Annotated in this window: 14 protein-coding genes and 1 pseudogene; 4 read left to right on the top strand and 11 right to left on the bottom strand. The window is 69.3% G+C overall.

The annotated features are described in order from the left end of the window. Positions 1–124 precede the first annotated feature (124 nt). The 5 genes from AC6I72_RS39005 to AC6I72_RS38985 all read right to left on the bottom strand — a co-directional run bounded on the left by AC6I72_RS39005 (position 125) and on the right by AC6I72_RS38985 (position 5,267). Positions 125–526, bottom strand: a complete 402-nt coding sequence (locus AC6I72_RS39005; RefSeq protein ID WP_498006791.1) for a DUF6009 family protein — start codon at positions 524–526, stop codon at positions 125–127. Further along, entirely contained in the window at positions 523–2,067 is a 1,545-nt protein-coding gene (locus AC6I72_RS39000; RefSeq protein WP_498006789.1) for a DNA primase family protein, read from the bottom strand. The genes AC6I72_RS39005 and AC6I72_RS39000 overlap by 4 nt, the downstream gene beginning before the upstream one ends. After that, positions 2,064–3,065 carry a bifunctional DNA primase/polymerase gene (locus AC6I72_RS38995; protein WP_498006787.1) on the bottom strand — a complete coding sequence of 334 codons (1,002 nt, stop codon included), beginning with the start codon at positions 3,063–3,065 and terminating at the stop codon, positions 2,064–2,066. The genes AC6I72_RS39000 and AC6I72_RS38995 overlap by 4 nt, the downstream gene beginning before the upstream one ends. Before the next feature lie 925 nt (positions 3,066–3,990). After that, complete coding sequence (locus AC6I72_RS38990) at positions 3,991–4,524, bottom strand: hypothetical protein (RefSeq protein WP_498006785.1); 534 nt, start codon at positions 4,522–4,524, stop codon at positions 3,991–3,993. Positions 4,525–4,829: 305 nt separating this feature from the next. Beyond that, positions 4,830–5,267, bottom strand: coding sequence for a hypothetical protein (locus tag AC6I72_RS38985; protein WP_498006783.1), 438 nt, complete (start codon positions 5,265–5,267; stop codon positions 4,830–4,832). A gap of 169 nt (positions 5,268–5,436) precedes the next feature. Between AC6I72_RS38985 and AC6I72_RS38980 the strand changes: the two genes are divergently transcribed. The 3 genes from AC6I72_RS38980 (at position 5,437) to AC6I72_RS38970 (ending at position 8,538) form a co-directional block, all read left to right on the top strand. Beyond that, on the top strand, positions 5,437–6,762 hold the full coding sequence (locus AC6I72_RS38980; protein WP_498006781.1) for a HEAT repeat domain-containing protein: 1,326 nt from the start codon (positions 5,437–5,439) through the stop codon (positions 6,760–6,762). A 362-nt stretch (positions 6,763–7,124) separates the two neighbouring features. Beyond that, positions 7,125–8,084, top strand: a complete 960-nt coding sequence (locus AC6I72_RS38975) for a GNAT family N-acetyltransferase (RefSeq protein WP_498006779.1) — start codon at positions 7,125–7,127, stop codon at positions 8,082–8,084. Position 8,085: 1 nt separating this feature from the next. Beyond that, positions 8,086–8,538, top strand: coding sequence for a hypothetical protein (locus AC6I72_RS38970; protein WP_498006777.1), 453 nt, complete (start codon positions 8,086–8,088; stop codon positions 8,536–8,538). A 430-nt stretch (positions 8,539–8,968) separates the two neighbouring features. Here AC6I72_RS38970 and AC6I72_RS38965 read toward each other — a convergent pair whose 3' ends face one another. The 6 genes and pseudogenes from AC6I72_RS38965 to AC6I72_RS38940 all read right to left on the bottom strand — a co-directional run bounded on the left by AC6I72_RS38965 (position 8,969) and on the right by AC6I72_RS38940 (position 13,263). Further along, positions 8,969–9,415 carry a hypothetical protein gene (locus tag AC6I72_RS38965; RefSeq protein ID WP_498006775.1) on the bottom strand — a complete coding sequence of 149 codons (447 nt, stop codon included), beginning with the start codon at positions 9,413–9,415 and terminating at the stop codon, positions 8,969–8,971. Next, positions 9,390–10,013: a hypothetical protein gene (locus tag AC6I72_RS38960; RefSeq protein WP_498006773.1), complete on the bottom strand. Its 624-nt coding sequence runs from the start codon at positions 10,011–10,013 to the stop codon at positions 9,390–9,392. Before AC6I72_RS38960 ends, AC6I72_RS38965 begins: the two co-directional genes overlap by 26 nt. A 32-nt stretch (positions 10,014–10,045) precedes the next feature. Then, positions 10,046–10,816, bottom strand: a pseudogene (locus tag AC6I72_RS38955) (AAA family ATPase); the annotation flags it as partial. Positions 10,817–10,840: 24 nt separating this feature from the next. Then, the gene (locus tag AC6I72_RS38950) at positions 10,841–11,419 is read right to left on the bottom strand and encodes a hypothetical protein (RefSeq protein ID WP_498006771.1); all 579 of its coding nucleotides are present in this window, start codon (positions 11,417–11,419) and stop codon (positions 10,841–10,843) included. Between the two features lie 28 nt (positions 11,420–11,447). Continuing rightward, positions 11,448–12,401 carry an IS481 family transposase gene (locus AC6I72_RS38945; protein WP_498006759.1) on the bottom strand — a complete coding sequence of 318 codons (954 nt, stop codon included), beginning with the start codon at positions 12,399–12,401 and terminating at the stop codon, positions 11,448–11,450. A gap of 238 nt (positions 12,402–12,639) precedes the next feature. Beyond that, entirely contained in the window at positions 12,640–13,263 is a 624-nt protein-coding gene (locus AC6I72_RS38940) for a hypothetical protein (protein ID WP_498006769.1), read from the bottom strand. Positions 13,264–13,617: 354 nt separating this feature from the next. On the opposite strand from AC6I72_RS38940, the gene AC6I72_RS38935 reads away from it, so the two are divergent. After that, entirely contained in the window at positions 13,618–13,986 is a 369-nt protein-coding gene (locus AC6I72_RS38935) for an immunity protein CdiI family protein (RefSeq protein WP_498006767.1), read from the top strand. Positions 13,987–13,991: the final 5 nt, after the last annotated feature.

Below are 13,991 nucleotides of genomic sequence, written 5' to 3'. Positions count from 1 at the left end.
TTTTCCATGCATGAGCGCCCCGAGGCGCGGCCTGCTGGGTAAAAGTCGAGCGCCGTTGACCGCGGGAATTGAGCGCTCCTGAAGGCTCAGGGGGTGGAGACGCCACGACTACCGCCGTATGTGGTCAAAGAGGGAGCGTTATGCCGAGTTCCTGCATGGCGGTCGAAGGTGGGCCGCCTTCGGAGCGTTCGGTTTTGTATCCCTTGACGCGGGGTTTGAGGGTGCGTGGGTCGACGGCTTCGGCGGGTGCGCTCTTGGCGTAGAGGCCGTCGGGCTGGCTGTCGCGGTCATGGGGCAGGAGCCAGAAGACGCGGCGGCGGAAGGTGCCTGATGCCCGGGAGGGCTTCGCTGTGGTGTCGAGGAGGGCGTAGCCGACCAGGCGGCCGTCGCGGTGGTAGGCGGGCTTGCCTTTGCGGGTGGGTAGCCGGTCCAGGCTCTGGCGAACGTAGTCGAGGTGGTCGGTGTCCTCCAGCCACACGAGGCCGGCTTCGTGGCTGATCTCGTCCTCGGTGATCAGGGAGCTCATGTTGCCGGGTCCCTTTCCTGGTCGGTGAGCAGTCCGATGCCGGGGTAGTGCTTGCGCTGGTTGGACAGGATCATCTCCTTGGGCGAGGACAGACCGACCAGTTCTCGGGTGCGGGCGGCGAACGCGCGTGAGGACATGGCCGGTACCCCCTCATTCTGGCACCAGGTCTTGTAGGTGGCGTAGAGGGCGGTCTGCTCGGCGCGCAGGTCAGGGGCGAGAACGCAGGATTCTTCGTAGAAGCGGCCTGTGTGGTCTTCGGTTTCCGCGTAGGCGTTGGTGGCGATGCGGACGCGTTCGGGGCCGGTGAGGTCGCGGTCGCCGGCAAGGTAGCGGCGGGCGCCGTCGATGAGCCAGGTGAGGATGCCGGGGCCTTCCTCGGTTACGAGGATGTCGGCCAGGTTGTCGATCTTGCGGTGGTCGGGGACGACGCGTTCGAAGGGGATGAGTCGCATGCGGCGCCAGAACGCGAAGCCGCCGGTGCCGACCTCGGGCCGGTGGTTGCCCAGTAGCCAGAGCTTGTGCGTGGGTTCGAAGCTGAAGAAGTCCTGCCGCATGCGGCGGGCCTTGATGCGGTCGCCGCCGGTGAGGAGCTTGACGCGAGCTTCGTCGAACTTGTCGCCGGGTTTGACCTCGGAGCAGACGATGACTCGTCGGCCGTGGAGTTCGGCGAGGTCGGTGGGATGGCCTTCGTAGGGGCGGGCCATCAGGAAGCCGGGCGGGGCGGCGTCTGCGTAGTCGCCCAGGAGTTTCATCAAGACGTCCAGCAGCACGGACTTGCCGTTCTTGCCGGAGCCGAAGAGGAAGGGCAGGACCTGGCCGCCGACGTCTCCGGTGACGGAGTAGCCGAGCAGCAGTTGCAGGTAGGCGATCATCTGCCGGTCTTCGGCGTCCGCGCCGAAGGTGTCGGTCAGGAACCGTTCCCAGCGGGGGATGGGCATGGGCTGGGGGCCGACGGTAGTGGACCGGGAGTGGAAGTCCTTGTTCGGGTCGGGGGTCTTCAGCAGGCCGGTGCGCAGATCGACGATGCCGTCCGGGGTGCACAGCGCGTAACGGTCGGCGTCCAGGAGGGCTGCATTGAGGACCATGCCCGGGGCGGATTTGGCCTGGGTGAGCATGGCGTTGATGCCGGTGGTGGACAGGGCGCGGCGGCGGTGAGAGTGCAAGGCCTGGGTGGTGAACAGGCCGCGGGGGTCGTGGGTGGCGATGGCCTCGGCGAGGTCGCCGGCTGCCCACAGGACGGTGTCGTCTTCGTCGATCTGCCAGCGGGTGGTGTCCCATCGGTACCAGCCGATGCCGGGTACGTGCCGGTAGTCGTTGGCGTAGAGCTTGACGAACAGTTTGGCGTTGCCGCGGTCGGAGAGTGTGTCGGGCAGCAGTCCTGCCGGAGTCGCCTCTCCCTCCCCCGGCCGGGGGACGGCCGTCTGGGCGGGCAGGGAGACCGTGGTGGTCGGCGCGGGACGGGCTTGGTCGCGGATCTGGGCGGCGACAGCTTGGGCGTCGAATTCGAAGAGGGCGTCGGTCTCATTGCCGGGTCTGGTCATCGGCGGCCTCCCCCGTGGTGGAGGGGGTGCTTGAGTCCTGCGGTCATCCCGCTGCGGATGATCTGGGCGGCACGGCGTTCCTGGCCGGGGCGGGCGGCGGCTGCGGCCTGGGTGAGGAGGTGCTCGGCTTCGTCCTGGGTGATGCGGTCGGCGGCGACCAGGCCGCCGAGGGTGTAGGCGGCCCGGTTGAGGGTGTCCGAGAATCCGGCTCCCTGTAGTGCCTGGCCGCAGGCCTCGACGGGGGCAAGGATGGTTTCGATCAGGCGCTGGGTGTGGTCACGGCCGCCTCCGGCGGCGAGCACTGCTTGCCGGGCCCGGGCCGGGACTGGACGGGGGGCGGGAGTGCTGGGCGTGGGCAGGTGGCCGGTGCGCTCAAGTTCCTGCGCGAGCCAGGACGGCAGGATGGCGGGCTCGCGGGTGCTGCCGACGGGGAGGTAGGTGCCGTCGCGAGTGGTGGTGCCCGGGGCGATGATGTAGCCGCCGTGGGCGCGTACGTCGACCTGCCAGGCCAGAGCGGCACCGTTGCTGGAGCCGGAGGAGCAGCGCCAGCGGCGGTTGTCTTCTGCCCGGTACCAGACGTGCAGGCCGCCCGAGGGGGTTCGTACCCGGAGGGTGGTGTCGTCTTCGGCGGGGCTGCGCTGGTCCCGCAGGGCTGCCAGGACGGCCAAGGTGTGGAAGCCGTTGGCGAGTCCGGTGAGGTCGACGTGGTCGCCGATCGGAATGCCGGGCAGGATTCGGTCCCGGGCTGGGGGCTGGGCGGCATGGGCGTCGATGTCGATGACGACCAGCCCGGCCGGCCCGCAGGCAATTCCGACACCGAACTGCGGGTGGTCGCCCCACCATCTGGTGATGCGTCGGTGGTCGAGGGTGGCGGCGTGGAAGCCGTGGCACCAGCTGCCCGCGGACAGGCACGGGCACTCAGCCGGCCGGTGAGGAGTGGCCCGGCAGGCGCCGCAGTTGGCGGCGGGCGTCTTGCGTCCGGCTGCGAGAGGATGCACGGGCCATCCTTGGCGGGCGCACCACATTGCGGTCGACAGGCCGGAAGCGACTGACGGGCGGGAAGCTGGTGGTCTTGAGTCGCTTCCAGAAACATGCAGGTCAGTAGGCATCCACACCCCCGATCAGCGACTGAAGCGACTCAATGACGGACACAGCCTAGCGAACCTGGAGCGTGGGGGCTCGGAGCACAGGCGAAAGGCGCGTGCCCTCCGTGTCCGATCACGGGCCCTGTACGTGTCAGAAGCGACTCAGCCCAGCGAGCAGCGACTGGCAGGCGTTCGGTAGCTGCCAAGCAGAAAATCCAAAGCAGCAGGTCAACAGCCCTATACTCCCTGAAACAGCGACTGAAGCGACTGAAGTCTCCTATATATGACGCACACGCGCACACACCAACGACTTCATATACCCCACCCTTGAGTCGCTTCAGTCGCTGGCTCATCTCCGAAAGCTGCCTGAGCTGGGGGTTTGTACGCGCCCGCGACAGCTACCGAACCGTCGCTGAGTAGCTTTGCTTGAGTCGCTGAACACCAGAGCGCAGACTGCTTCCAGCGACCGACCGAGCAGGAAGACTCAACTCGGTCGGCACGCAGTGGAGCCCAGCACCACACGGCAACGTGTCGTTGTCAGTGCGATCTGCAGGCCTGGCCCTCCGTCCCAGTCCCGCCTGTGCGGGTCCGTCACGGAGCACACTGGCCTTGAAGCTGTAGATAGCCGCCGCAGCCGCTTCCCGCTGGCGAAACAGCGCCTCGGCGCGACCCAACTGTGCACCTGCTCTCGGGTGCCTTCAGCGCGCTGTTCCCGACCGCCTGCGCCGGTGATTCACTTGCCCGTCCGACGCCCCTCGTCCTGACTCAGGTCATCTGCAGAGGTGTCTGATGGGGCATGCAAATGCTGCGCTCCACCGTCCATCAGCCCTTGCTTGGTCTACAGGACGGTGCCGTGCAGGGCGCGGCGGTCACCGGTCAGGGCGTAGCGGCGGGTGGCGAGGCCGTGTTCGAGGGGCTCGCCGATCTGGTGGCACAGCAGCGCCAGGACGTCGGCGGCCTCGGTGTCGGAGAGGTAGGCCGGGGCGACTTCGAGCATCAGCTCCCCGATCGCGTGGGCGCTGGCGAAGAGGTCTTCAGCGACGCGGCGCATCGCGGCGACGGTCGGGTCCGTCGGCGGTTCGGCGGGCGGCGGGGGCGGAGGCGGAGCGGTGCGGACGTCGCGGACGGCCTGGCGGACCACGGCGCGCACGGTGGCCTCATCGAGGGCCTGGAGGCCGCTGTTGGTGAGCGCGGTGAGTCGGCGGGTGATCAGCTCCGCGACGACGTCCGTACGGCCGGAGACGGCGATCAGAGCCCGCTGGGACAGGCCGTAGTCGAGCGCGGCCGCCGAGGCCGGGTCGGTGTCTCGCGTGGGACAGGCCGGGGCCGGCGGCGACGGCACCGTGGATCGCGGCGAGCGAGCGGGCGACATCGAGGAGCCGGTACGCCTGGGCGCGGCTGATGCCGAACTCCGCGGCGCAGTAAGACTCCCAGCTGCTGTGCCCCAGAGGCAGCCAGACGCGGGCGGCGTGCGCGCCGCGGACCTGGGCGGCGAGGACCGCCACGGAGCGCCGGACTCGTCCATCGCCTCGCGCAGCCCGGCCGTCATCTCCCGGGCGCGGGCCACGGTCAGCGGCGGCCGCCCCGGTTCGACCCCGTGCTCCTAGTCCTCGTTGTGCTCGCCCACGGCTCCATCGTCCTCCGCGCCGGCGGGCGTCACCAGGGCGTGGGGGCGGTTCAGTTGGCTTGGAGGACCTGGTTGCGCAGGGCCTGGAGTAGGGCCAGGGCGTCCTGGTTGTCCGCGTCGGTGAAGGCGTGGATCGCGAGCAGGATGGATCCGCCGATTCGTTTGGCGGTGACGAGGTCGTCGCAGGCGAGGGCGGCCTGGTGGTGCAAGGAGTCGGTCAGGAGGAAGACGATGCGTGCCATGGGGTCGCTGTTGAGCTCCGCGACACGCTGGCTGGTCTCATCCTGGGTCATGGTGGCCTGGATGCCGAACGCGGAGAGCAGGACGCGGTGGAGCGTGTGCTTCCCGTACGCGGCGAGCAGGGCCGCCAGCGGGCGCTCGTGCGTGCCGCCCGCCAGGACCTCCAGGGCGCCATCGTTGTTCTGGACGACGGCCTCCAGTGCGGCCAGGGCCCGGAGATGGTCATCGTTGGTCAGCTCGTCATCCATGGCGCCCAGGCTAGGCCGCCGACTGCGACGCACATCGGCGTTCGATCGAAACTACCCGTGTCCTTTGACAGGCGATCTTGACCGATTGACAGGTGAGTTTGACCGCTGGGCTCAAGGAGACAGCTCGTCTGCGGGTTCGGTGTCAGCGGTCCCTGCGAGCATACGGATTATGGAACGATCCGACGATCTACTGGCAGGGCTGAACGACATTGACTGGGCAGCCCTGGGGCACGCCTACGGCAGCGCCGAGGACGTGCCCGGCCAGCTCCGGACGGTGTGCGGGCTGGACGAGGAGGCCCGGCAAAGCGCCTTCCGCAGCCTGTTCGGCAACATCTTCCACCAGGGCACCCGGTACTCGGCCTCTCCGTACGCCGTGCCGTTCCTCACCCGGATCGCTGTCGCGGGCCCGTTCGGCGCCCGAGCCGACGCGCTGCTGCTGCTGACCCGTCTGGCCATCGACTGGCACGACGAGTACGACCTCCCGCTCGGCATCGACACCGCCGCGTGGCGCGCCACAGCCATCAGCCCCGAAGAGAATCTGCGCTGGTACGACGAGCAGATCGCCGCCGAGACCGACGAGGAGCGGCTGAAGAACCTGTGCGAGGGGCGGGCGTACTGTGCGGCGGGGCACCCCGTCGACGCCCGGGAGGGCGCACTGCGCTCCTATGACGCGGTCCGCGCCCAGCTTCCCGTCCTACTCGAACTGCTCGACGACCAGGACCCGGAGATCCGCACCAAGACCGCGTACCTCCTCGGCTGGTTCCCCGAGGAGGCCGACGCCACCCTGCTCCCACTGCTGGCCTGCCTCGACGGCGAGCGGGACCCCGTCTGCGTCGCCACGGTCCTCATCTCGGTCGGGCTGATCGCCGACCACGACCCGGACGGCCGACTCCGGCACCACCTCGACCACGAGCACCCCTTGCCGCGCTGGGCCGCCGCCACCGCCCTTACCCGCCTGCTGGTCGCGCACCCGGCAGCCGCGCCCGGCCTGCCGCCGGCGGAGCGCATCGCCGCCGAGCTGGCGGCCCTCGGCGCCGGGCCGGCCCCAGAGTCCGTAACCGCCCACCACGCCGGCGACCCGCACAGCTACACCGTCCGCAGCCTGTTGCACCTGATGGGCGCCGCCGAGAACCCGGACGGGGTCCTTCTGGAGATCGTCCGCGCCCTGCCTCGTATCGAGAAGACCGGAGTCGTGCCCCGCCCGCTGGCGGTCCGCGCCGAGAACCTGCTGGAAGCCCTGTTCGACCCCGCGGACACCGTACCGGTATTCGCCGAGCTCTCCCCTGGGCGCCGGGAGTTGCTGAGGGTCCTGGCCGAGTTGCTGACCGCCGCCGACTTCCAGCCCGTGCCGTTCGGCTCCGACCTCCACGAGCGGTTCACCCAATACGGCCTGCCTGGTACCCGCCCCGCCCTACGTGCCTACGTCGGACTGTCCACCGAGGGTGAGGACCCGAGTACTCCCCTCGATCCCTGGGCACCGTTCCGCAACCACTGATCCCACCGCCCTCACCGAGCGCCGACCGCTGGCCGCGATCCGGTGACAGGAACCCAGCAGCGGTCAAACTCACCTGGCAAACGGTCAAGATCACCCGTCAGAGGACAACCCGCACCGATACGGCCGTGAGTTCCACCTCATACCTCACAGCCTCACAGATCACCCAGCCCACCTGGGGAAACGCCCTGTGAGCCTCTCAGTCTCACAGCGTGACGCCGGGTGGGTGGCCTCTGTCCGCGGTGCACTCGGTGCACGCTCGTGTCGCCCCCGCTGGCGGGTCGCTGCTTGGTGACGGTCTTCCCTCCAAGGGATGAGCTTGGGCCGCTGGCGGGGCGAAAGGCGGAGCAGCTCGGTGGGAGGGCATGGGACGAGCATCGACGGTGCGGGCGGCGGGCCGGGCGCAGCGTGCGGCGAATGGTGGGCTGCTGGTTCGGGAGCCGCGCCCGGCTGATGAGGCGGCGCTGGCGAAGTTGCTGGGGCGGGTGGAGTTCACTCGGCCGGGGTTCGGGGCGGAGATGGCTCATGCCGTCGCGTTCCGGCACCGCCTTGAGCCGGCCTGTGGTGTGCGCGCGTCGTGGGTGGTCGAACGACGGCGTGGCGAGGTGGTGGGTGTACTGACTGCGGCGCCGCCGCTGGGGTGGATCGGTTCGATCGAGATGCTGAGCCCGGAACACCGGTCGTACGTTGCCCACCACATCGTGGAAGTGGAAGCCCTGTCGATCGCGCCGCAAGTCCGCGGGTGCCGCCTGGGGCATCGCCTGATCGAGACGGCCGCCGCGTACTACGCAGGCCTCGGCTACCGGCTGATGCTCGGGACCACCACGGTCCTGTCCCTGGCGCCGTACTACCGGCAGGCGGGTTTCACCGTGCTGGAGCCGGGAGAGAGGATCGCAGTGGCCGACCCGCTGGGCATGGTTCTTCACCGGCCCGCTGATCGGCACGTCGTACAGATGTGGAAGGCCCTGCATGCCGAGGTGACGGTCGTGGGCAGCCAGATGCCGGATGGCACGCCGTTGCAGCTGCTGACGCAGGTGTTGGTGGCGCCAGCCGGCTCGCCGGAGGTGGTCCGGCATGACGACGGGAGCGTGACGATCAGCGGCGGCGGTGTGCGGCAGACCATGGACGCCCGGACGGCGGGGATGATGGAGCGGATGTACCGGACGCCGGTCACGGAGGAGGAAGTCCGGGAGGGAATGGCGGAGGCCCTGCGCTACGACTTGGAGCCGCTCTTGGCTGCCAGGCTCCGTAAGGCGTCCGGGTACTCGTTGCCCGAGCTTATGGGTCCCCCGCGCAGTGCCGGGGCTTCGGCGGGGGGGCGGTAGCGTGTCCGACGAGCCGCTGAAGCTGCGCAGCGACACCGGTGAGCCGTACGTGCTTGCCGTGCCCCACCGGCCGATCACCGACTCCCGTCTTTCGGTGGCCGACGTCGGTGTCTACATGCGGTGCCGGTGGCTGGGAGAGGTCTGTGCCCCGTACGGGGACGTCGACTGGCTGATCGCCGAACTCCGGATGCCCCCGGAGGAGACCCGGGCCTCGGTCCGGCGCCTGGTCGAACTCGGCTATCTTGACACGGTCGGGCCCGTCGAGATCGAGTCCGTCACGGCTCAGGACATCGCGGCGCGTGTCCGTGATGCCATCGAGGCGACCGTGGACGAACTCACCCCGGCCGAGCGCACTGCGGTCGCCCGCCTCGCGGATCTTGTGGAACGCCGCCGGGACGGGGCCGTAGAGGCGGCGCTGGACGTCCAGATCGGGCGGGAAGACGGCCTCCGGTGACCGGGGATGGAGCCGTCGAGCTGTTCCGCAGAGCCGATGACGTCTCGGGTGGCATCGGTGCCGTCGGGCTGGTGGCGATGGCTACCGATGCGAAACGGCGCATTGGGATACTCGGCACCGGCGCATGGAGGCTGGGCCGGGCCGTTTCGCTAGGCGGCGACGTCTCGGGGTCGCGGTGGCCAGTTCGGGAGGGTGGGGCTCCATACGCCCGGCGCGTGGCAGATCACCCGATCGTGGGGACATGGGCGATAGGGGGTCGCCAGATCTGGGCACGGCTGCCCTCTGACAGGTGATCTTGACCGTTTGCCATGTGAGTTTGACCAGGCCAACAGCTCCGCAGCGGGGCTGGCTAGGCTCAGCCTTCATGACCGACAACGCTGACGCGTCCAAGCGCCCCTTCCTCGTTCTGCACGACTACGGGATGGGCGGTTCATGGTGGTGGGTCCGAGCGCGTTCCAAGCGGGAGGTTCTCGAAACGTTCGCCTGGGTTGAGGTGGTCACCGACCCGGACGCTGTGGCCCGGTCTCGGGATGAGGGCCTGGAGGAAGTCGACATCGACGGACCTCGAATGCCTCCTGGACTGGATGGTCTGCGCGCCCAGCGTGACGCCCAGCGTGAGTGTGAAGGCTTCGGTGCGCTTGCAGACAGGGACGTTGTATTCCTGCGGCGTCGCTGGGACGAGGAGGGCGATGAACCGGTCGTATATCTGATGGAGGTGGGGCCCGATGGGCGTCGGATTCGCCAAGTAGAGCTGCCCGAGGACGGAACCGCCGTGCGCAGTGGCCCTGATGATTGGCCGTTCAACCCACCGATCGTGGACCTCTTCGACCCTGTGCTCTCGAGAGAAGAGATCAGCCGGAGCGAGTTCGAGGAGCACTGGGCGACAGCTCGCCAGGCAGATGCTGACTCGTAGGGGCGAACCCGGTCGGCTCACCTGGTTCCGTGCCGTCGTCTTCGATGGCGTCCGGATTCTCGTAGAGAGCCAGCTCGGCTTGTTGCGCACGAACGTTCCTGCCGTGGCAGCGGGGTGAACAGGCACTGCGGGGGCTGACCGCGGGCCGGATGAACTGGGCTCCGCAGCCGGGGCAGGGCAGGACCTGCTTCTGGTCCGGGAGGATGCCGTTGCTGGACGGTGCGCTCTTCAGGAGATCGTCTCTGCGTCGGCATCGGGCCGAGCACCACCAGGGAGCCGGGCCGGCCTCGACGTTCGGTCGGGGCGGGCGGCCGCAGTACTCGCAGAGCAGGAGGTCGGGCGGCGGTGGTGGTGTGCGTTCGAGGACGTCCTGGAGTTCGAAGAGGTCCCGTCCGGTCGCGGCGGCGAGGCGGGACCAGCTGAGGGCGCCAGCCGTCATGGGAGGGGCGCAGAGGTAGGCGCGCAGGTAGAAGGGCTTGAGGTAATTCGCCTGCGCGAGGCGTGCGATGAAGGTCTCAGCGCCTTCGCAGGGGCGGGGAAAGACCTGGATCGGCAGTGCCACGACCGGACGGTCCAGTCCTTGCGCCGGTGGGTTCACCGGGTGGCTCTTCTGGGCTGGGGGGCCTGGGTGCTGGCGGTGACGTCCAGGGGAATGGCTTCGAGTTCCGCTTGGGTGATCTTCTCGGTGCCGGTGAGGATGGCGTCGATCGCGGCTCCGCGGATCTGGTGGGAGAGGGCGCCGATCATGCCGCCGGTGCGATCGTGGAGGTAGCGGTCCAGTCCGGCGAGGGTCCCCGGCTTGTGGCGGTGCAGCAGCAGGGTCTCCTCCATCGTCTTGACCAGGCCCTTCCACTCGTCGTTGTAGGGGAAGGGGTGGGTGGGGATGAGGGTGAAGCGGCCGGCGATCTGTGCGCCGCGGGTGCCCGAGAGGATCGAGCTGTGCTCGATGTCGATCCCGGCGTAGATGAGCGTCGCGGGGATGCGCTCGGAGAAGTACTTCAGTGTGTCGGAGACCTCGGCGCCCTGGCGGGTGGTCAGGGAGATGTTGTGGACCTCGTCGACGATCACGAGGCCGGTGCGGGCGGTGGTGCAGACGCCGACGACCGCCTCGATGATGTCGGTGGTGTTGAGCCGGCGGTGGACCGGCAGGCCCAGGAAGCGCGCGAACTCCGCAGCGATCATGCGGGCGGTCGCCGCGGGCGGGACGGTGATGTAGAGGACCGGGATGCGGCCGTGGGCGTCGGGGTGGACATGGCGGTCGTTGAGTTCGTGCGCCAGGCCGAGCTGGGTGAGCGCGATGGTCTTCCCGGTGCCGGCGGGGCCGGAGACGATCAGGCACCGGCGGGCGCTGATGGCATGCCGGTTCGAAGGAACTTGCTGGTGGCCGGGCTACGGCCCCTCGGTCGCCGGCAGCACGCGCTCCTGCTCCATCTCGCCGGTGTGCGGGTTGAGGACGTAGACCTGGAACGGGGCCCACGCCCGGCTGGCGAGGGTGGCGAGTTCGCTGGGGGAGGTGACCAGCAGGGCCAGTTCTTCCGCCCAGGCTCTCAGCCGGCTCGGGTCCGGGCAGGCGACTCCGACCAGCGTCCACTGCTTGCCGTCGGGGCCGCTGCGTTCATAGACCGGCCTGCCGTCGCCGTACCGGGAATCCGGAGCGCCGAAGACCAGGTCCAGGTCGAAGAACAGCTCGGCGATGGCCCGGAAGTACTTCCACTCCTGCTGGTTCAAGCCCGTGCGGCTCCAGAACGCGGCATACGCCCGGTCCTTGGCTGCCTTCTTCCTGGCCTTCTCTCTCTCCTCGACCGCCCGCCGCCGCGCCGCGTCCTTCTCCTCCGCCTCCCGCCGGCGCCTGGCTTCCGCCTCCTCCCGGGCGCCCTCGGCGTCCAGGGCCGCGTAGGCGAGGGCCGTCCACCACAGACGCCATCCGTCGTTCCAGGACCTGGTCCAGCCCTCTGCCCAGCTGTACACGTTGTCTCCGTCGGTCACCCGCCGGGCCCTAGTTGTATTGCCCTGAGAGGTTGGGGACGCGGCTGGCGGGTGGTTGGCCCTTGAGCGCGGTGTGTCCGCGGTGGTGATTGTAGGTGTGCAGCCACTGCGGGAACGCTTCGCGGCGCTCGGCTTCTGACCGGTAGGGGCGGGCGTAGGCCCACTCGTCCAGCAGGGTGCGGTTGAAGCGTTCGACCTTGCCGTTGGTCTGCGGGCGGTAGGGCCGGGTGCGCTTGTGGGCGATGCCGGCGGCTGCGAGGGTGTCGCGCCAGTCGCGGGAGCGATAGCAGGCGCCGTTGTCGGTCAGTACGCGCTCGACGGTGATCCCGGCCCGGCTGTAGAAGGCGTGGGCCCGCTGCCAGAAGGCGGTGGCGGTCTCCTTCTTCTCGTCGCCGAGGATCTCGCTGTAGGCGAGGCGGGAGTGGTCGTCGACGGCGGTGTGCAGGTAGCTGTAGCCGGCGTTCGAGCGGTTCTTGCGGCCCGCTTGCCGGCCCAGGGTCTTGTGGCCGCCGCCGTCGGGGATGTTGCCGAGCTTCTTGATGTCGACGTGCACCAGCTCGCCGGGCTTGGCGCGTTCGTAGCGGCGGATGACCCGGCCGGTGGCCCGGTCCAGGTGCGTGAGCCGGGCCAGGCCGAATCGGGTCAGCACGCGGTGCACGGTCGAGGGCACCAGGTGCAGCAGGCCCGCGATGCGGGCCGGGCCCCAGCGGCGCAGGAGACGGACCTTGATGATCCGGCGTTCGGTGCGGGTCGGGGTGCGGCGCGGGCTGGTGTGCGGGCGGGAGGAGCGGTCGCGCATGCCCGCCTCGCCGAACGCCCGGTAGCGGTCGGCCCAGCGCTGGGCTGTGGTCGGCGAGACCTGGAAGCGCTCGGCGGCCCGGCGCAGCGGCCAGCCGTCCACGACCACGCACCGGGCCAGGCGCAGCCGGCCGGTCTCGGTCAGGGGTGCATTACGGTGGGGCACGAGGGCCTTTCTGTCAGGTGTAGACGTCGCAATCCACACCGAACCGGAAGGCCCTCACCTGTTCAAGATCCCTCAGCCGAGACCTGGCTCACCCGTCCACAACCTCCCGAGACAGAACAACTAGCCCGGCTCGCCGAGCGAGCAACCATGCTGACGCTTGGGGCGCTGTTCGACTCCGCGGCCTCTACTGAGCCGCTCCCATCCTCTCCGAAGACCTGCATCGCGGCGTCGGCCCGGCTCACGCGCCCTGCAGCTTGGCGCGGGCCTGCTCCAGCTGCTCCACCGTGATGGCGCCGGTGTCGGGCAGGCCGGCCTCCGCCCATGCGGCCTGCGCGCGGGGAATGGCGCCGCCGGCGTCGTCGGTGAGGATCTTTTTGGCGAGGTTCACGGCGATGGCACCGTCGCCGAGGTCCATGAGGTGGGCGAGCATGCGGACCTGCTTGGTGGCGGAGGCCTTCTCGTTGTACCGGAAGACCAGCACCCACCGGCCATGCAGGGCGCGGGCCCGCTCGATCAGGTCGCGGCCGCGGTCGGTCTCCTGCTGCTCGGTGCGGATGTGCTCGGTGTCGCCGGCCGGGTTGCGCAGGGTCAGCAGGCCGCGCCTGCTGGACTCCTCGATCTCGACCTTCTCCAGGAAGGCGACGAACCGCGAGGCGCTCTCCAGGCGGCTGATGTCCTGCGCGGCCTGCTGGGCGATCAGGTGCAGGTCGACGGTCAGGGCGTGTACGCGGCGGCCCCACGCGGGTTCCTCACCGGGCGGGCAGGGCCCGGCGGCGTGCGCGGCGGCGATGACGAGGCTGTAGTCCGCACCCCCATCATGGCGGCCCCCGCCCCCGCTGAGTGAACCCCCGGAGCCGCCCAACCGTCGCGGGCTACCGGGTGCGCGCCCAGAGGATGAGCAGGCTGACGGCGCCGCTGCCGAGCCCGTAGGCCATGCCGCGGGCGATCTGCTGCTGGATCTGCCACTCCCTGGGTGTGATCCACCGGTTGGCGTCGTCCGTCTACCCCCTGCGGCACTTCCTGAAGTGCCGCAGGGGGTGCGCGACATTGTTCGGCCTCCTTGATTCTCGGAGAGTCCTCACTTCGTCCGATCGATCTGCGATCGGGATGAAGGCGAGGCGTCAGCCGCAACCGGAGATTATGGGGCTGCTGAGCTGGCATCGTTGAGTACCGTGGTGGCTGCTTGAACCGATGTACATATCGAGAGGTCGACGCCATGCCCACCGCCAGGTTCTTCTTCGACGCGGGATCAGGCGCAGTGGTGTGGGCGGCTCCGGAGGATCGGGCGGTGTGGGGGTATCCGGTTGACCTGGACCGACTAACGATCAGTCACGACCTCCGCGACGGCCTGCGCAGGCTGATAGCTCGCTACGATACGTCGCTGAACTGGGATTACCCCCCGGACCCGGGACCGTGGCGTGAAGCGGAGTGCCACGACTTCAACGAGGCGGTACGCCAAACACTCAGTCGCCTTCGCACCGGACTCGGCCCGGCATGGCAGATTCAGGACGAGTTCCACGCACTCCATGAAGACCCGGATCTCGACCGCTACCTGGCGGACCCAGCCGGATTTGTCCGCACCTAATACTC

Source organism: Streptomyces sp. Xyl84 (genome assembly GCF_059731885.1).
This window is presented reverse-complemented; position numbering and strand designations above follow the sequence as displayed.